This is a genomic window from Leisingera daeponensis DSM 23529, assembly GCF_000473145.1.
In the GTDB taxonomy this organism is placed as follows: domain Bacteria; phylum Pseudomonadota; class Alphaproteobacteria; order Rhodobacterales; family Rhodobacteraceae; genus Leisingera; species Leisingera daeponensis.
Genome location: NZ_KI421500.1, coordinates 807520 through 825447, shown reverse-complemented (window position 1 = coordinate 825447; position 17928 = coordinate 807520). Strand labels below are relative to the sequence as shown.

The following is a 17928-nucleotide window of genomic DNA, read 5'->3' as shown; positions in this document are numbered from 1 at the left end:
TTTGAAGATCTTTTCGTTTTGGTCTGGAAAAAGAATTTCCGATCAGGCTTAACGGGCCGTGAACCACACCCCTTGAGAGTCGTTAGGATTTTCCTATATTCTGCGGCGCCTGCCCCCTTGCCTTCAGGAGCTGCCCCATGGCGCTGGACCACAACACCACCGTGAACTCGCTCGGCTTTGCCAAACCGCCCTCTGAAACCCGGGTGGTGGTGGCCATGTCCGGCGGCGTCGACAGCTCTGTTGTGGCGGCATATCTGGCCGATCAGGGCTATGACGTGGTCGGTGTGACGCTGCAGCTTTACGATCACGGGGCGGCGCTGGCGAAGAAGGGCGCCTGCTGCGCGGGGATCGATATCCACGACGCGCGCCGTGTGGCGGAGGAACGCGGCTTCCCGCATTACGTCCTGGATTATGAGAACATTTTTAAGGATGCCGTGATTGACGAGTTCGCCGACAGCTATCTGGCGGGCGCGACTCCGGTGCCCTGCATCCGCTGCAACGAGCGGGTGAAGTTCAAGGACCTGCTGGAAACCGCCAAGGATCTGGAGGCCGACTGCATGGCCACCGGCCATTACATCCAGCGCAAGATGGGTCCGAACGGGCCGGAGCTGCACAGCGCCGAGGATGCCAACCGCGACCAAAGCTATTTCCTGTTCTCCACCACCCCGGAGCAGCTGGATTACCTGCGCTTCCCGCTGGGGCACCTGCCCTCCAAGGACGCAACGCGCGAAATGGCGGCCCAGTACGGGCTGGCGGTGGCGGATAAGCCCGACAGCCAGGACATCTGCTTTGTGCCGGACGGAAACTATGCCTCGGTGATCGAGAAACTGCGCCCCGGCGCAGCGGAACCGGGAGAGATCGTTCATTCGGACGGCCGGGTGCTGGGCAGCCACGAGGGCGTCATCCACTACACCATCGGCCAGCGCCGCGGCCTTGGCATCGGCGGCCTGTCCGAACCGCTTTATGTGGTGAAGCTGGATGTGGACAAGAAACAGGTGGTTGTCGGTCCCAAGGAGCTCTTGGCCACCCGCACCATTCCGGTGCGCGAGATCAACTGGCTGGGCGATGAACCTTTCACCAGCCGGGACGAATGGCACCTGAAGGTCAAGGTCCGCTCCACCCGCCCCCCGCGCGAGGCGATCATCCGGCCGCTGACGGACACAACTGCCGAGGTGGAACTGCTGACCCCGGAGGAAGGCATCTCCCCCGGCCAGGCCTGCGTGTTCTATGCCAGCGAAGGCTCCCGCATCTTCGGCGGCGGCTGGATCTGGCGCGGTTACTGAGCCGCCACGCCCGCAACTCCGGGTCAAGGGAGGCGCGGCCTCCGCACGGCACGCGCGGCTTGCCCTTGACGCGGCAGCTTCAAGCCATAATCGGATTGGCGCCTGAGGGCAGACCTGCCCTTAGGGGCTTCTCAGCGAAAAAAGATCCAACGCCACTTCTCTGCCCGGCCGTCAGAGTTCTGCTGGACCGGCGCGGCAAGCCCCGCGCGGGGGCGTCAGCGCCCGCGCCACCAGAAGCCGCGCGCCGGAGGCTCCAGCCTCCGGCGCGCTTCTTCGTCAGCGTCCGGGCAACCGGTCCAGAACGGCCCGCGCCGCGCGCAGCCCGGGGTCTTCCCCGCCTTGGCCGAGGCGCTGCATGGTCAGTTCCATCGCGTCCAGCTGCGCGCTTGGGTTTGCTGCCAGTGCGTTCAGCCGGGCGGCAATGGTCTCCGGCGTGCACTCCGGCCCCAGGCATTCCGGCACCACGCGGGTCTCGCTCACCAGGTTGACCAGCGTCACCGTGTCGATCAGCGCCATGCGCTTCATGATCTGCCAAGTCAGCCACTGGAACTTGTAGGCGATCACCATCGGGGTGCGGGCGGCGGCCAGCTCCAGCGAGACGGTGCCGGAGGCGGCCAGCGCCAGATCCGCCGCAGCAAAGGCTGCGCGCTTGTGCGTCTTGGCAGTGGCTGTCTCAAACCGGTTGGGATCGACCAGCACCGTACCCGCTGGCCAGTCTTTCAGCGCGTCCTGCACCAGCCCGGCCACCGGCGCGGCTGCGGGCACGACGATCCGGAAATCCGGGTGCTGCGCCGTGAAGCGGTGCAGCGCGCCGCCGAAATCCAGTGCCAGCCGCGCGACTTCGGACCGCCGCGAGCCGGGCAGCGCCAGCACAAAAGGCGACTCGCCCAGACCAAACTCCGTGCGGAAGGCGGCGATCTCCGCCCCCGTGGCCTGCGGTTCGGCAACCACCGGGTGGCCGACAAAGTCGCAGTCCATGCCTGTGGCCTCCATGTAAGGCGGCTCAAATGGCAAGAGCGCCAGCACATGGTCGATCACTTCCGCCATCTTCCCGGCCCGCTTGGGCCGCCAGGCCCAGACCGAGGGCGCGACGTAGTGGACGGTGCGGATGCTGCTTTGTTCCTTGACCAGCCTCGCGACGCGCAAGGAAAAGTCCGGGCTGTCGATAGTGATCAGAACATCCGGTTTTGTCTCAAGGACGGCCTCCGCGGTTTCCCGGATGCGGCGCTTCAGGTGTCGGTATTTGGGCAGCACCTCTGCCAGCCCCATCACCGACAGCTCGTCCATCGGAAAGCGGGAGGACAGCCCCTGTTCCGCCATCAGCGCCCCGCCGATGCCGTCGAAGCTGACGCCAGGCGCCAGCTGTTTCAGCCCCGCCATCAGCGCTCCGCCCAGCCGGTCGCCCGAAGGCTCCCCGGCCAGGATGAACACCCGCAGGCTCACGGCCGCCGCAGCCACAGGTACAGGCCCAGCCGGTCGCAGGCCGCAATCACCGCATCCTGATCCAGCACGATGACGCCGCCCGCCTCCAGCACGATGCCGGAAAGGCCCGCCCTGGCGGCAGCTTCCACGGTTTCCACGCCGATTGCCGGCAGATCGGCGCGGCGGTCCTGCGCGGGCTTGGGTGCCTTGAACAGCAGTCCGCCCTGCCCGTCCGGGCGCTGCGCCAGTGCGGCCAGCATCCAGTCGGTGCCAAAGACATTTTCCACCGCAATCGCCTGCCGCTTGCGCACGGCGCAGGACTGGCCGATGTCGGCGGCGGACATGGCGGCGACGATCTCCGCACCGCGCTCCGCATCCGCTTTGTCCAGCTCGCCCGGCTGCACCTTGGTCGGCACGCCCGCCGCCATCAGAAGATCGGGTGCCACCTCATGCGCGGCCCGCACGGCAAAGCCAGCCTGCTCGAAAATGCCGATGATCGCCCGCAGGGCACCATCATCGCCCGCGGCCAGCGCCCCTTGCAGGACCGGCACCAGCGGCAGGGTGGCCGCATCAATGGCCGAAGGGTCGATATTCGGCCGCTGCACCGCGCCTGCCATGCAGATTTCGGTGACCTCCGCAGCCTTGAGCCGTTCGAGAAAAGACCCCAGCTGTTCGAACCGGAAGGTAATCTCAGGGTCGACCGCATCCGGTTCCGACCCCGCCATCGCACAGATCAGCGGACGGCCCGGCGCCCGGGCGGCCACTTCGGCGGGCAAGCCGCCGGTGCCTGCAATCAAAGCCAGCATGGTGTCAGCCTCCCGGTGTCAGGAAAGAGCGGTCGCTTTCGCCCGTGATGAAGGCAACAATCTCCTGAACGTATGCGCTGTCGGTCTCATCCCCCAGCCGCTTGGCGCGCTCCTGGAAGGTGCCTTCGCCCTGGGCCAGCATCTGGAAGGCGGCGCGCAAGGCGGTGATGTCGCTGCGCGCCACGCCGCGGCGTTTGAGGCCAACCAGGTTCAGCCCGTCCAGTTCGCCGCGCTGCGCCTGCACCAGGCCATAGGGAATCACGTCGTTGGTCACCATGGTGACCGCGCCGATGATCGCGCCCTTGCCGATCCGCACCCACTGGTGAATGCCGGACAGGCCGCCGATGATCACATCGTCCTCCAGCACGCAGTGGCCCGCCACCGCAGCAGAGTTCACCACGATCACCCGGTCGCCGACCTGGGCGTCATGGGCGATGTGGCAGCCCGCCATGAACAGGCCGTCGTCGCCGATGCGGGTCACGCCGCCGCCGCCCTCTGTGCCGGCATTCACCGTCACATGCTCGCGGAAGCGGTTGCGCTTGCCGATCACGGTCTTGCACTTCTCGCCCTTGAACTTCAGGTCCTGCGGGATCTCGCCCAGCACGGCAAAGGGGAAGACCACCGTCTCGTCCCCGATCTCGGTATCGCCGGTGATGACGACATGGGACTTCAGAACAACCCGGTCCCCCAGAACCGCCTCCGGGCCAACCACGCAGAACGGGCCGATCTCGCAGTCCTTTCCAAGCTTGGCGCCCTCTTCGATCACGGCACTGGGGTGGATCTTTCTCATCTCAGCCTTCCTCGGCCTGGCGGTCAACCATCGCGGTGAATTCAGCCTCTGCGGCCACTTCCCCCCCGACCGTTGCACGGCCCAGGAACTTGAAAATCTTACCGCCCGGCTTGCCGCGCAGGGTCTCAACATGCATCTCCAGCACATCGCCCGGCACCACCTTGCGGCGGAATTTGCACTTGTCGATGTTCATGAAATAGATCAGCAGGTCGGTATCGACCATATCCATGCCAACGCCCAGCATGACGCCTGCGGTCTGCGCCATCGCCTCGACGATGGTGACACCCGGCATGATCGGCGTGCCCGGGAAATGGCCCTGGAAGTGCGGCTCGTTCATGGTGACATTCTTGATGCCGCGGGCCGATTTGTAGCTGTCGATATCGACCACCTTGTCGACCAGCAGGAACGGATAGCGGTGCGGCAGGATCCGCTGGATCAGTTGAATGTCAGCGCTTTGCAGCTCGGTGGTCATGGTTGGTTTCCCATATTCTTCAAATGTGCTGCGCCGTCCCTAGCAAGCAGGCGGCGTTTGGGCAAGTTCGCCGGATCAGCGATCGCCATCCTCTTGCCCTGCGCCATCCTCTTGCCCCGCGCCATCCCCCAGCACCGCATCGACCCGGGCGATGGCCAGGCTGGTGATATCGGCGGCATCCGCGCTCAGGAACACCGAGGCGTGATCGAGGATTGCTCCGGCCCCGGTTTCTTGCAGGATCTGCTGCAGCACCGGCAGCGAGGCGCTGATGAACTCGCGCCGGGCGTCCTCGCCCATCTGGGTGATTTCGCGCAGTTTCTGCTCCTGGCGGCGGCGGGTGTCCTGCACTTTCTGATCAAAGGCATCGGCCAGCGCGCGGAACGCCTGCGGCTCCATCCCGGTGCGGCGCTCCGTCAGGTCCAGCTCCTCGCGGCGCAGCTCGGCCTCGATACGGCGGTTTTCGGCGGTCAGCACCGCACCTTCCGCCTCCATCTCCCGCTCTACCCGCTTGCCAAAGGCGCTTTCGGAGAACAGCCGCTCGGGCTGAATGGTGAGGATGCCGCTTTGCGGCAGCCCCAGCTGGTAACCGCGCCCCGGCCCCGGCGCCGGTTGCGCCGCGTCCTGCGCAATAGCGGGAGCAGCCCCGAAACAGGCCAGCGCCACGGCGAGACCGCGCGCCGCCCAACGGCCGGGAGCCTGCCGCCGCACCAGATCAGAACCTCGCCTGCAGGGTCAGGTCAAAGGCTTGCTCCTCGTCAAAGTCCTCTTTCTTGAGAGCTTTGGAGAAGTTGAACCGCAGCGGGCCAAAGCCGGTGGTCCACAAGAGCGAGAACCCGACAACGTGACGGAAGGACTGTTCGTTACCCACAATCTGGTCGGTCGCCAGGGTGTTCACATCCTGCAATCCCCAGAGGCCGCCGACGTCATAGAACAAGCCGCCGCGCAGCCCCAGTTCTTCCGGCAGGCCCAGCGGGAACTCCGCATCGAAGCGCGCTACCGCATAATAATTGCCACCCAGGAAGTCATTGTAGTTGCCTCCGTTCGGATTGCCAGACCCCTGATCCCGCGGGCCGATGCCGCCAGGTTCAAAGCCCCGCATGACAGAAGGGGTCAGAACAAAGCGGTCGATCGTGCGGCTGTTGCCGCCGCCTTGCCATTGGAACGCGCCGGCCTCAACCGTGGCGCGGATCGTGACTTCCTCATTCCAGATGCGGCGCTGCGCAACCAGCTTGGTGGTTGCCTTGATGTATTCGGAGTCCCCGCCAAGGCCAGCGTAATCTGCCCCGACTTCGACCAGGAACCCGGCATTCGGATCGAGGCCGGTCAAACGGCTGTCGTACCGGTAGGTGACACCGAAGGCGCTGGAATTCAGCTCTCCCTGCGCAATTTCGCTACGGATGACCGGGCCAGCCAGATTCTGGTTGGTGTCATCATCATCGAACAGCATCTCGTCCGAGTCCCACGTGTAGCGGACCTGCACCGACGAATCCTCGCCGGTATCGAACGTCAGCGCCGGGCGGAAGAAAACGCGTTTGGTTTTGTATTCGGAGAAGCTGGAATCGGTTTCATTCAAACCAAGATCCAGGTCAAACCGCAGCTTGCGCCCCAGCAAATAGGGCTCGGTGAAGCCCAGGACGTAGGAGTCCGATTCCGTCGCCGTGGCGATGTTGAACGACAGCCGCTGGCCGCGGCCCAAGAAGTTGTTTTCGCTCAGGCCGACACTGACACCGAAACCGTCGGTGACAGAGTAGGCGCCGCCCAGGTTCAGCGAACCGGTCGGCTGCTCCTCGACGTCCACGTCGACGATCACCTGATTTGAAGAGCTGCCCTCGCGGGTCTCGACATCGGCATTGGCGAAGTAGCCCAGAGCCCGGATCCGCTCGGCGCTGTTGCGGATCGAGCGCGGGTTGAACGGGTCGCCTTCGACAGAGCGGAACTGCTGGCGGATCACCCGGTCCAGCGTGGTGGTGTTGCCTTCGATGTCGATGCGCTCGACAAACACACGCGGCCCGCGCGTCAGCACGAATTCGATATCGAGCGTCAGGTCGCGGTCGTTGCGTGTGACCCGCGGCTCGACCCGCAGAAAGTCGATCTCGTTGCGGACGGCCAGACCTTCCATCCGGTCGATCGCGTTTTCGACCAGGGTCGGAGAATAGACCACACCGGGACGGATTTTCAGCGTGGAGCTGAACAGATCGGCGTCGGCTTCCGGCATTTCGCTGGTCACCGAGATGTTGCCGAACCGGAACTGCTGCCCCTCGGTCACGTCGACGACCAGGAACACCGCGTCACGCTCCTGCGTGACTTCGGCATTGGCGCTGTTGACGCGGAAATCCACATAGCCGCGCGACAGGTAGAAATCGCGCAGCACCTGCTTGTCGAATTCCAGCCGGTCTTCGATCAGGGTGTCGGAGCGGATGAAGGTGCGCAGCAGACCGGCCTGCTTGGTTTCCAGAACCCGGCGCAGGCGGCGGTCGGAATAGACCCGGTTGCCGGTGAAGGACACGCGCTCCACCTCGACGGTGTCGCCTTCCGAAATCTCGAACACCAGGTCGACGCGGTTGTTGCTGCGGCGGATGATGCGCGGGGTCACGCGGGAGGCCAGACGGCCCTGAACGCTGTAGGCTTCAGCAATCAGGGCGGCGTCGCGCTCTGCCTGCGAGGGGCTGAACACCCGGCGCGGCGCGGACTCGATGATGTCGCTCAGCGCGTCGTCCTTGAGGCGGCGGTTGCCCTCGAAACTGATCTGGTTGATGGTCGGGAACTCGGTGACCTTGATCACCAGGGTGCTGCCGCGCGGCACGATTTCCACTGTTTCAAATACGCCACTGTCAAGAATGCGCTGATAGGCATCGTTCAGTTCGCCTGCGCTGACCGTCTGGCCGCGCTCAATGCCGGTATAGGCGACAACAGTGGATGTCTGAATCCGCTGATTGCCCTCCACCTGCACCGAATTGAAGCGGTAGCTTTGCGCCTCCGCCGGCAGCGGCGCCAGCGCGTAACCCAGCGCAACTGCCAGAGAAATAGCAGAAACTTTCCGGTACAAGATATTGATGCCCGACTTACGCTCACCACAGGACTTGCCTGCGACTTTCCCCCAAACCATCTTTTTTACAACCCGATTATTTTAGCAGCTTTGGCAAGTGCGTACCGGGTTTGAAAGCGCTTGTCAAAACTATCAAAGCGCATTCTGGCGGCAACCGGCGCGGCGGGCTTGCGCGCCGGTTGCGGGAATCACAAGGTGGCGAGCCAGGTGCCGGCGGTCAGCGCGCCAAGGATGGCAAATCCGGTCAGCGCGCGGTCCCAGTTCAGCCGCATCAGCAGGCCAAGGCCGCGATAAGAGTGCGAGAGTGTCTGCATCGGTCATCCCCCAGTTTACGTCAGTCTCTCCGCGCCGCGGCGCTGTCGCAGCCGGCGCGGATTGATAAAACGTTAACGTGGGAATGTGGCGGCAGTTGGGCGGCACTGTGGCCGCCCCTTGGCGCTGCTGCCGGCCCGCTCAGCAGAACAGGTCGTTGCCAAGCGCAAACACCATCAGCGACAGTACGATGGCAATGCCAAGCGACATCAGCACCCGCACCGCCCGGTCGCTGGGCGGACGGCCCGCCACGGCCTCATAGGCGTAGAACATCAGGTGGCCGCCATCCAGCGCCGGCACCGGGAACAGGTTCAACAGCCCCACCGCGGTGGACAGCACCGCAATGAAGCGAATAAAGCTTTCTGCCCCCTGGCTGGCCATCGCGCCGGAGGTTTCGGCAATGCCGATCGGCCCTGACAGGTTGCAGGTGCTGATGGCCCCGGTGATCATGTGCTTCAGACCTGACAGGGAGGTCTCGACCACTGCCCAGACCTGGTATGTGCCCGCCGCCAGCGACTCGCCCAGCCCGGCCTTATCGGCGGCAGGCTCAAACGCCAGCCCGCCGATGATGCCGATCCGCCAGCGGGTGGTGAAGCCGCCGTCCGGCAGCGGTTCATCGGTGCGCCGGGGCGCCAGGGCCATCTCGACCGTCTCGCCATCCCGCAGAACATCCAGCACCAGCACCTTGCCGTCCGCCGCTTCGACCAGCTCCTTGAGCTGATCAAAGGACACCAGCGATGTGCCATCCACCGCGACGATCAAATCCTCCGGCTGCAGCCCGGCATCCGAAGCCGCGCTGCGCGGCACCACGCCGCGCACATAGGGCGGGTACAGATACGGGCCGCTGACGCTGAGCTCTGCCCCGTCGCGGCGCACCTGATACTCCAGCGGCTGCTGCTGCGGCAGGGCTGTGCGGAAATCTTCCCAAGCTTCGGTGTCCAGATAGCTCGGCACGGCCAGTCCGCCCACGGTGATCAGCTCATCCCCCTGCTGCAGCCCGTTTTCGGCACCAGCCAGCGGGGCCATGTCCCCGACGGTCAGCGGATCGCGCATCACCCCCTGCGACATCGCCACAGCGGCAAAGATGATGGCCGACATCACGAAATTGAACACAGGGCCGGCCGCAACCGTTGCAGAGCGGGCCCACAGCGGCGCGCCATGCATGGTCCGCCGCAGCGCCGCCGGGTCGGCGGCGGCCGCCTGCATCGCCTCGGAATCCTTGCCCGAGGCCGCATCGGCATCGCCCAGGAACTTCACATAGCCACCGAAAGGCAGCGCCGCGATCTGCCAGCGGGTGCCACGCTTGTCCACCCGGCTCCACAGCACGGGACCGAACCCGAGGGAGAACACTTCTGCGTGAATGCCCGACCAGCGGCCGACGATGTAGTGGCCGTACTCATGCACAGCCACGATCACCGACAGCGCCACGACAAAGCTGGCGATTGTATAAAGAAAACCGCCAAACTGCGGGACAAAAGCAAAAATGTCCAAAGATCTACCCTATGTGTTTTTCTGCGGCCCTGGCAGCCTCTTGCCGTGCGAGATGGTCAACCCGGGTCACGTTATCAAGTGTCATGGCAGCATCAATGAGGCTGCTCTCTGCCGCGAAACGCTCCAGCACGTCCTCGGTTACGGCCGCCATGCCGGTGAAAGGGATGCGGCCTGCGATGAACGCGTCCAGCGCCTGTTCCTTGGCGGCGTTGAAGGCCGCACCCATCATGCCGCCGCGTTCCATCACCTCGTAAGCCTGGCGCAGCGCCGGATAGCGGGCGGGGTCCGGGGCGCGGAAATTCAACTGGCCGATGCGGGCCAGATCCAGCCGCTCCACCGGCAGATGCTGGCGGTCCGGCCAATGCAGTGCATAGCCGATGGCGTGCCGCATGTCGGCGGCCCCCAGATGCGCCATCAGCGCCCCGTCATTGAAGCCGACCAGCGCATGAACCAGAGATTCGGGATGCACCAGCACCTCGATCTGGTCCGGGCGGACGCCAAAGTATTCCCGGGTTTCAATGACTTCCAGCGCCTTGTTGAACATCGACGCGCTGTCGATGGTGATCCGCTGTCCCATGTCCCAGTTGGGGTGCGAGGACGCCTGCGCAAGGGTTGCGTTCGGCAGATCCTCCAGCGGCCAGTCGCGGAACGCGCCGCCGGAGGCGGTGATGACGATCCGCTCGACCGCCTCGATGTCTTCGCCCACGAGGCCCTGGAACACCGCCGAATGCTCGCTGTCCACCGGCAGCAGCCGGGCGCCGTGCTTTTCGGCCGTCTCCAGCAGCAGCCGGCCCGCGCAGACCAGCGATTCCTTGTTGGCCAGCGCCAGGGTGGTGCCGTGTTTGAGCGCCTCCAGCCCCGGCGCCAGGCCGGCCGCACCGACGATGGCCGACATGATCCAGTCTGCCGGGCGCGCGGCAGCCTCGACCAGAGCCGCCTGCCCGGCGGCCGCCTCCACGCCGGACCCCGCCAGCGCCGCGCGCAGGTCCGGCAGGCGGTCGTCATAGGCGGTCACTGCCACATCCGCCCGCAGCGCGATGGCATCCTCTGCCAGCCGCGCGATATTGGCGCCGCCGGTCAGCGCCACCACATCATAGGCTTCAGGCGCGCGCCGGATCAGGTCGATCGTGTTTTGCCCGATCGACCCGGTGGCGCCGAAAATCGAAACTTTCCGCATACTTTTTCCTGCCTGGTTATCCCCAGATGGCGGTCACGGCCAGGAACATGGCCGCGGCGCCCAGCATCCCGTCGAACCGGTCGAACAGCCCGCCGTGGCCCGGGATCAGCGCGCTGGAATCCTTGACGCCCATCTTCCGCTTCAGCGCGCTTTCCGCCACATCGCCCGCTTGGCTGGCCATCGACAGCAGCACCGACAGGACCACGATCCCAAAACCCAGACCCACTTGCGCGGCGAACACCGACCCCACCAGCGCAGCGGCCAGCCAGCCGGCGGCGGTGCCGCTCCAGGTTTTCTTGGGGCTGACCCGCGGCCAGAACTTAGGCCCGCCAATGGCCTTGCCCGCGAAGTAGCCCGCCACATCGGTCGCCACCACGACGCCAATCAGCCACAGCATCCATTCGATCCCCATCTGGCCGCGCAGCCAGATAAAGCCGAAGCCGGCAAACAGCACCCAGATCGCGCAGCCGGAGAAATAATGGCGGTTGCGATCAAACTGGCTGAACCCGGCTGCAACCGGCGCTGCCAGCAAAGGCACCACCCAGATCACCGGCAAAAGGGACGCCAGCAGAACCGCCGCGGCAGAGACCGCGCCCAGCTGCAGCGCGAGGCCGCCGCGGTCCGGCGCCAGCATCCGCACCAGTTCCCAGATCATGCCGCCGCAGCACAGCGCGATCGCCGCATCAAACACCAGCCCGCCAGCCCAAACCGCATAGCCGCCCGCCAGGACCATCACGATTGCCGACAGAACCCGCGGCAGAAGGTCGGCCCAGCGGCCCTTGTCAGCGCTCATGTCTTGACTGCCCCGAACCGGCGGTCGCGGCGGCCATAGCTGCCGCAGAGCCGCGCCAGTTCCTCAGCCGTGAAATCCGGCCACAGGGTGTCGATGAACTCATACTCCGCGTAGGCCGACTGCCACAGCAGGAAGTTCGAAATCCGCGCCTCGCCGCTGGTGCGGATCACCAGATCCGGATCCGGCAGCACATGGGTGTCCAGGTAACGCGGCAAGGTTTCCTCATCGACGTCCTCAGGATCCAGCCGGCCCTCGGCCACATCCCGCGCCAGCCGCTTGGTGGCGCGCGCCACCTCGTCCCGGCCGCCATAGTTCAGCGCGATGGTCAGCTGGGTGCCGCTGTTGCCTTCGGTCTTGCGCTCCAGCTTGTCCATCAGGTCGATCAGCTTGGCATCCAGCCGCACCCGGTCGCCGATAAAGCGCACCCGGACGTTCTTTTCCGCCAAGGCGTTCATCTCCTTGGATATATAGCGGCGGAACAGGCTCATCAGACCTGCGACTTCGGTCTGCGTGCGCTTCCAGTTCTCTGTCGAGAAGGCAAAGATGGTCAGGTATTCCACGCCCAGACTTGGGCAGCACTCGACAACTTCACGAACCCGGCGCGCGCCGGCATGGTGGCCGAACAGCCGAGGCCGCCCGCGGGCCTGCGCCCAGCGGCCATTGCCGTCCATGATGATGGCCACATGGCGCGGGCCGGAGCGGGCCGCCGGAACCGGTCCGGCGGGGCTCATCTGCGGATTTGCATCTCCCGGCATAATGCGCCGTCAGACCTGCATGATCTCGGCTTGCTTGGTCTCAAGCGCCTCGTCCACATGCTTGATCATCTTGTCGGTCAGCTCCTGCACCTCGGCCTCCCAGAACTTCTGATCGTCTTCCGACATGCCGTCGGCCTTCGCCTTCTTGATCTGGTCCATGCCGTCGCGGCGGACGTTGCGGATCGACACGCGGGCGTGTTCGGCGTAGTGGCCGGCCACCTTGCCCAGCTCGCGGCGGCGCTCCTCGTTCAGCTCCGGGATCGGCAGCATGATGATGGTGCCGTTGAGCTGCGGATTGATGCCCAGGCCGGATTCGCGGATCGCTTTTTCCACTTTGCCGACCAGGCCCTTGTCCCAGACGTTGATGGTGACCATGCGCGGCTCCGGCACGTTCACGGTGCCGACCTGGTTGATCGGCGTCATCGAGCCATAGGCATCCACCATCACCGGCTCCAGCATCGAGGCCGAGGCCCGGCCGGTGCGCAGCGAGGCAAATTCGGTGCGCAGGTTGGCCATGGCGCCATCCATGCGGCGTTTCAGATCGTCGGTATCCAGTTCAAAATCATCAGACATGCTGCTCTCTCCCCTTATCTGAGGCGGTCTTCACTTGGCTCATAAGCCATTGGAAGGCTGATGTATAGCGATCATGGGGAGGATTTGCCGCAACTTCCCGCCCAAAGCGGAGCTCCGGCGCCTGCTCCCGCATCCATCCAAATAGCCCGCCCGCCGTGTTTTTCCTGCGATTGCTGCGGCGGCGCGCGGGCAGAATGCGGCCTGCCGGGGCCTGGGCGCAGAGGAGTGCCGGCGGCGGCACAAAACGCGGGCCAAATCGCTGGCCCGCGTCCGGATTTCATCAAGGCTGCAGGCGCTTAGCCTTGGACCTTGGTGTAGGTCCCCTTGCCCGACAGGATGCCGCGGAAGCCGCCCGGCTCATCCAGCGGGAAAACGATCAGCGGCAGATTGTTGTCGCGCGCCAGCGCAATGGCGGAGGCATCCATCACCTTCAGCCGCTTGGCAAAGACATCGTCATAGCTGATTTCATCATAGCGCACCGCGTCCGGATGCTCTTTGGGGTCCTTGTCATAGACGCCATCGACGCCGTTCTTGCCCATGAAAATCGCCTCGCACGCCATCTCATTGGCGCGCAGGGTCGCGGCGGTATCGGTGGTGAAATAGGGGTTGCCGGTGCCGGCGGCAAAAATGCAGACCCGCTTCTTCTCCAGGTGGCGCACGGCGCGGCGGCGGATATAGGGTTCCGCCACCTCATCCATGCGGATCGCCGAGATCACCCGGGTAAAGACGCCCATGCCCTCCAGCGCCGACTGCATCGCCAGCGCGTTCATCACCGTCGCCAGCATCCCCATGTAGTCGGCGGTCGTGCGCTCCATCCCCTGCGCCGAGCCGGACAGCCCGCGGAAGATGTTGCCGCCGCCGATCACCATGCAGATCTCGACGCCCATTTCCTGCACAGACTTCACCTCGCGGGCGATGCGCTGCACGGTCGGCGGGTGCAGGCCGAAACCCTGGTCGCCCATCAATGCCTCGCCGGAAATTTTCAGCATGACGCGTTTATAGGCGGCGGCCGGATCCAGCTCCGGCTTGTCTTGCGGTTGAGGCATGTTGCGCTCCAGAAGATGTGAGGGTTAATTTGCGCGCAAAATGGAGTAATTCGCTGCCGGTTTCAATCCGCGCAGCGCGGTTTCCGCCGAGATTTGCGGAACCGGCCTTGGAAACGGACCGCACCCGCATGACCCTGCCCGACACCGACCCGGATTTGCCTGTGCTGATTGCAGGCCCCACCGCCTCCGGGAAATCCGCGCTGGCCCTGGAAATTGCCGCGCGCCAGGGCGGTGTCATCGTCAACGCCGATGCCAGCCAGGTCTATGGCTGCTGGCGGGTGATCACCGCCCGCCCTTCGCCGGAGGAGGAGGCCCTGGCGCCGCACGCGCTGTACGGCCATGTGGCCTATGACGCAGACTATTCCGCCGGCCATTGGCTGCGCGAGGTGCTGCCGTTGCTGGACGGGCCGGAGCGGCCGATCATCGTCGGCGGCACCGGCCTGTACTTTACCGCCCTGACCGAAGGCATGGCCGACATTCCGCCCACGCCGGCCGCGGTGCGGGCAGAAGCCGACGCCCTGCCGCTGGAGGTGCTGCGGGCAGAGCTTGACCCCGAAACCGCCAGCCGCATCGACCTGCAGAACCGTGCCCGGGTGCAGCGCGCCTGGGAGGTTCTGAAGGCCACCGGGCGGCCGCTGGCCAGCTGGCAGGACGACACCCCTGCCCCGGCGCTGCCGCTGTCCCGCTGCACTGCGATGGTGCTGAACTCCGGCAAGGACTGGCTGGAGGCCCGCATCCGCAAACGGTTCGGCCTGATGCTCGATCAGGGCGCGATGGCGGAGATTGAGGCGATGCAGGACCGCTACGACCCCGCCCTGCCTTCCTGCAAGGCGATCGGCGTGCCGGAGCTGATGGGCTATGCCCGGGGCCAGCTCACGCTGGCTGAAGCTGAAGAGCGCGCCGCCATCGCCACCCGGCAGTTTGCCAAGCGCCAGCGCAGCTGGTTCCGCGCCCGGATGAAGGCCTGGCACCAGGTGGCGCTTCCCTAGCCTCGCGCCGCCGGAGGGGTGGTTCAGTAAAATCCAAATCAATATCCGCTTCACTCGGCGGAAACTTGCCAGAATCAGCGTTTTCTGGCCTGTTGCGGCAAATCTTTTTTTTGCCCAAGGCAACAGATGCCATTTGATCCAGACTTTTCAGCGGACATTCATGCCGCCCCGTTAGCCAGCCTGAGCCCGGACGGCGCCTGGCAAACCGCCCTGTCGCACAGCCGCAGCGATCACCTGCTGATCTGGATCACCCGCGGACAGGGCCGCATGTGCCTCAATGGCGGGCAGCGCGGGTTCGGGCCGCACAGCGCCATCTTCATCCCGGCCGGCACGCTGTGGTCCGCCGAATTCTCCCGCCAGTGCCTCGGACACGTGCTGACAATGACCGGCCCGCTGCTGCCGCCTTTTCCCGCTTCGTCCTGCCACAAGCGCGTCACCAGCCTGCAGGAGCAAACCCGGCTGACGAGCATGTTCGAGGCGATCAGCCGCGAGCAGTCGGCCCAGGCGCCGTTCTGGCGCCGCGCCGTGCAGGCGCATTGCGAACTGGCCGCAATTTCGCTGCGCCGCCAGCCGGACACCGGCAGCCAGGACCCGCGCCAGACGGCAGCGCAGCGCCTGTGCCTGGCCTATTGCCAGCGGGTCGCCGGGCTCCAGGACCGTCAGGCCACCATGGCCGACCACGCCGCCGCGCTGAAGGTGACGCCGACACACCTGACCCGGGTCTGCAAGGCCGAGGCCGGCAAGACCGCCGCTGCGCTGCTGACCGAACGTCAGCTGCATTCCGCGCGCACCCTGCTGATCGGCTCCGACATGCCCATCCGCGACATCGCCAGCCAGCTGGGCTTCGGCAGCGCCGCCTATTTCACCAGGTTCATCACCCAGCACACCGGCCAGCCACCCAGCGGCCTGCGTAAAAAAGCACGCGCGAAATCCCAATAGGTTGATTCGCCAGCAGATTCTTGCATCTTTGACGCTTAGCGCTGAAATCCGGCCTAGTACTGGGCAGTTTTGAACAGTATGCCGTCGCATGCTCCTTCAAATCACGAATACGACGCCGTAAATGTCGTATTCTTGCCGTGAAACGGCGAAACTGTGCATTGACGAAAGGTCATATCTCTGCCCGAATGAAGCGATGGGGAAACTTTAATCCGAAACGCGCTTCACAAGGCGCTCAGCAGGCCGCTGAGACGATAGGCGTTTCGCAAGATAATTAAGATCAAACGCTACAACAGGGAGACCTAGATGACCAAAGACACCATCAACGGAGCACCGGTGCATTGGGCCGCCAAGATGCACGCCCAGGAAGTGTTCGACGGCAAGCTCGACCGCCGCGAGTTCCTGACCCGCGCCACCGCGCTGGGGGTCACCGCAACCGCAGCCTATGGAATGATCGGCATGACCGCTCCGGCCAAAGCCGCTGAGGGCATGCAGGACGGCGGCACCCTGCGCGTCCAGATGGGCGTGCGCCCCCTGAAGGATCCGCGCACCTATGACTGGTCGGAAATGGGCAACCAGACCCGCGGCACCCTGGAGTACCTGGTTGAGTACAACAACGACGGCACCTTCAGCCCGATGCTTCTGGAAAGCTGGGAGATCAACGAAGACGCCACCGTTTACACGTTGAATGTCCGTCAGGGCGTCAAGTGGAACAACGGCGACGACTTCACCGCCGAGGACGTGGCCCGTAACATCGAAGGCTGGTGCGACAAGTCGGTTGAGGGCAACTCCATGGCCGGCCGGTTCGGCACCCTGATCGACGAGGCCTCCGGCAAGGCCGTCGAGGGCGGCATCGAGGTGGTCGACAGCCACACCGTGAGGCTGAACCTGCCGTCCTCCGACATCTCGCTGATTGCGGGCATGTCCGACTATCCGGCAGCCGTCGTGCATTCCAGCTATCAGAACGACGACTTCCTCTCCAACGTGGGCACCGGCCCGTACCTGCTGACCGAGCTGGAAGTGGGTGTGAAGGCCACGCTGGAACGCAACGCCGATCACGCCTGGTGGGGCGAGTCCGTCTTTGGCAAGCCCGCCCTGGACCGCATCGAATACATCGACTTCGGCACCGACCCGTCGTCGTGGATGGCGGCGCTGGAATCCGACGAAGTCGACATGCTGCATGAGTCCGTGGGGGAATTCATCGACGTTCTGGATGGCCTCGGCTATCAGAAATCCGAGGTTGTCACCATGGCAACCCTGGTGATCCGCCCGAACCAGCTGGCGGAGATCGACGGCAAGAAGCCCTACGCCGACAAGCGCGTCCGCAAGGCAATCCAGATGGCCGTGGACAACGCTGTCTGCCTGGAGCTGGGCTATGGCGGCCGCGGCGAGCCGGCCGAAAACCACCATATCGGCCCGATCCATCCGGAATACGCGGAACTGCCGCCGCTCCAGCACGACCCCGAGGCCGCCCGCGCGCTGATGGAAGAGGCCGGCATGATGGACTTTGAGCACGAGCTGCTGTCCATTGATGACGACTGGCGCCGCAACACCACCGACGCGGTGGCCGCGCAGATGCGCGATGCCGGGTTCAAAGTGAAGCGCACGGTGCTGCCGGGCTCGACCTTCTGGAACGACTGGGTGAAATACCCGTTCAGCTCCACCAACTGGAACCACCGCCCGCTGGGCGTCCAGATCTGGGCGCTGGCCTATAAATCGGGTGAGGCGTGGAACGAATTCGGCTGGTCCAACCCCGAGTTCGACGCGCTGCTGACCGAAGCCCTGTCCATCGCCGACGCCGACAAGCGCCGCGAGATCGCCAAGAAGGGCGAGATGCTGATCCAGGAAGAAGGCGTCACCATCCAGCCCTACTGGCGCTCGCTGTACCGCCATCTGCGTGAAGGCGTCGCCGGGGCCGACATGCACATCGCGTTTGAGCATCACCACTACAAGTGGGGCTGGGCCGCCTGACAGGCGCCCCGGACCGCTCCGGCCTCCTGCACCGCCCCGCCCGGGGCGGTGCGCTCCAGCTAAGAC

17 protein-coding genes are annotated in these 17928 nt (G+C 65.0%); 4 read left to right on the top strand and 13 right to left on the bottom strand.

Annotation, left to right across the window (positions count from 1 at the left end; translation table 11 throughout):
- Positions 1–137: 137 nt before the first annotated feature.
- Positions 138–1283, top strand: coding sequence for a tRNA 2-thiouridine(34) synthase MnmA (mnmA, locus tag DAEP_RS0104425; protein WP_008555483.1), 1146 nt, complete (start codon positions 138–140; stop codon positions 1281–1283).
- A gap of 276 nt (positions 1284–1559) precedes the next feature.
- Here mnmA and lpxB read toward each other — a convergent pair whose 3' ends face one another.
- The 13 genes from lpxB to pyrH form a co-directional block, all read right to left on the bottom strand.
- Positions 1560–2726: a lipid-A-disaccharide synthase gene (gene lpxB, locus DAEP_RS0104420; RefSeq protein WP_027243814.1), complete on the bottom strand. Its 1167-nt coding sequence runs from the start codon at positions 2724–2726 to the stop codon at positions 1560–1562.
- Positions 2723–3511: an LpxI family protein gene (locus DAEP_RS0104415; RefSeq protein WP_008555042.1), complete on the bottom strand. Its 789-nt coding sequence runs from the start codon at positions 3509–3511 to the stop codon at positions 2723–2725. Before DAEP_RS0104415 ends, lpxB begins: the two co-directional genes overlap by 4 nt.
- A gap of 4 nt (positions 3512–3515) precedes the next feature.
- A complete protein-coding gene (lpxA, locus tag DAEP_RS0104410; protein ID WP_027243813.1) occupies positions 3516–4301 on the bottom strand; it encodes an acyl-ACP--UDP-N-acetylglucosamine O-acyltransferase in 786 nt (261 codons plus the stop codon).
- A gap of 1 nt (position 4302) precedes the next feature.
- The gene (gene fabZ, locus DAEP_RS0104405) at positions 4303–4773 is read right to left on the bottom strand and encodes a 3-hydroxyacyl-ACP dehydratase FabZ (protein WP_008555409.1); all 471 of its coding nucleotides are present in this window, start codon (positions 4771–4773) and stop codon (positions 4303–4305) included.
- A 75-nt stretch (positions 4774–4848) separates the two neighbouring features.
- A complete protein-coding gene (locus tag DAEP_RS0104400; protein WP_027243812.1) occupies positions 4849–5481 on the bottom strand; it encodes an OmpH/Skp family outer membrane protein in 633 nt (210 codons plus the stop codon).
- Between the two features lie 4 nt (positions 5482–5485).
- Complete coding sequence (bamA, locus tag DAEP_RS0104395; protein WP_027243811.1) at positions 5486–7879, bottom strand: outer membrane protein assembly factor BamA; 2394 nt, start codon at positions 7877–7879, stop codon at positions 5486–5488.
- 128 nt (positions 7880–8007) lie between these two features.
- The gene (locus DAEP_RS24480) at positions 8008–8133 is read right to left on the bottom strand and encodes a hypothetical protein (protein WP_008557198.1); all 126 of its coding nucleotides are present in this window, start codon (positions 8131–8133) and stop codon (positions 8008–8010) included.
- A 139-nt stretch (positions 8134–8272) separates the two neighbouring features.
- The gene (gene rseP / locus DAEP_RS0104385) at positions 8273–9622 is read right to left on the bottom strand and encodes an RIP metalloprotease RseP (protein WP_027243810.1); all 1350 of its coding nucleotides are present in this window, start codon (positions 9620–9622) and stop codon (positions 8273–8275) included.
- Between the two features lie 4 nt (positions 9623–9626).
- The gene (gene dxr / locus DAEP_RS0104380; RefSeq protein WP_008555429.1) at positions 9627–10799 is read right to left on the bottom strand and encodes a 1-deoxy-D-xylulose-5-phosphate reductoisomerase; all 1173 of its coding nucleotides are present in this window, start codon (positions 10797–10799) and stop codon (positions 9627–9629) included.
- A 16-nt stretch (positions 10800–10815) separates the two neighbouring features.
- The gene (locus DAEP_RS0104375) at positions 10816–11592 is read right to left on the bottom strand and encodes a phosphatidate cytidylyltransferase (protein ID WP_008556211.1); all 777 of its coding nucleotides are present in this window, start codon (positions 11590–11592) and stop codon (positions 10816–10818) included.
- Entirely contained in the window at positions 11589–12347 is a 759-nt protein-coding gene (locus DAEP_RS0104370) for an undecaprenyl pyrophosphate synthase (RefSeq protein ID WP_008553864.1), read from the bottom strand. Before DAEP_RS0104370 ends, DAEP_RS0104375 begins: the two co-directional genes overlap by 4 nt.
- 9 nt (positions 12348–12356) lie before the next feature.
- On the bottom strand, positions 12357–12920 hold the full coding sequence (frr, locus tag DAEP_RS0104365) for a ribosome recycling factor (protein ID WP_008554431.1): 564 nt from the start codon (positions 12918–12920) through the stop codon (positions 12357–12359).
- A gap of 296 nt (positions 12921–13216) precedes the next feature.
- Entirely contained in the window at positions 13217–13966 is a 750-nt protein-coding gene (pyrH, locus tag DAEP_RS0104360; protein ID WP_008557536.1) for a UMP kinase, read from the bottom strand.
- A gap of 128 nt (positions 13967–14094) precedes the next feature.
- Here pyrH and miaA point away from each other — a divergent pair, with 128 nt between their 5' ends.
- From miaA to DAEP_RS0104345, 3 genes are all read left to right on the top strand, one after another.
- On the top strand, positions 14095–14955 hold the full coding sequence (gene miaA / locus DAEP_RS0104355; protein WP_027243808.1) for a tRNA (adenosine(37)-N6)-dimethylallyltransferase MiaA: 861 nt from the start codon (positions 14095–14097) through the stop codon (positions 14953–14955).
- 126 nt (positions 14956–15081) lie between these two features.
- Positions 15082–15894 carry a helix-turn-helix transcriptional regulator gene (locus DAEP_RS0104350; RefSeq protein WP_027243807.1) on the top strand — a complete coding sequence of 271 codons (813 nt, stop codon included), beginning with the start codon at positions 15082–15084 and terminating at the stop codon, positions 15892–15894.
- 303 nt (positions 15895–16197) lie between these two features.
- Positions 16198–17862 (top strand): ABC transporter substrate-binding protein, encoded by a 1665-nt coding sequence (locus DAEP_RS0104345; protein ID WP_027243806.1) that lies wholly within the window; start codon positions 16198–16200, stop codon positions 17860–17862.
- Positions 17863–17928 lie beyond the last annotated feature (66 nt).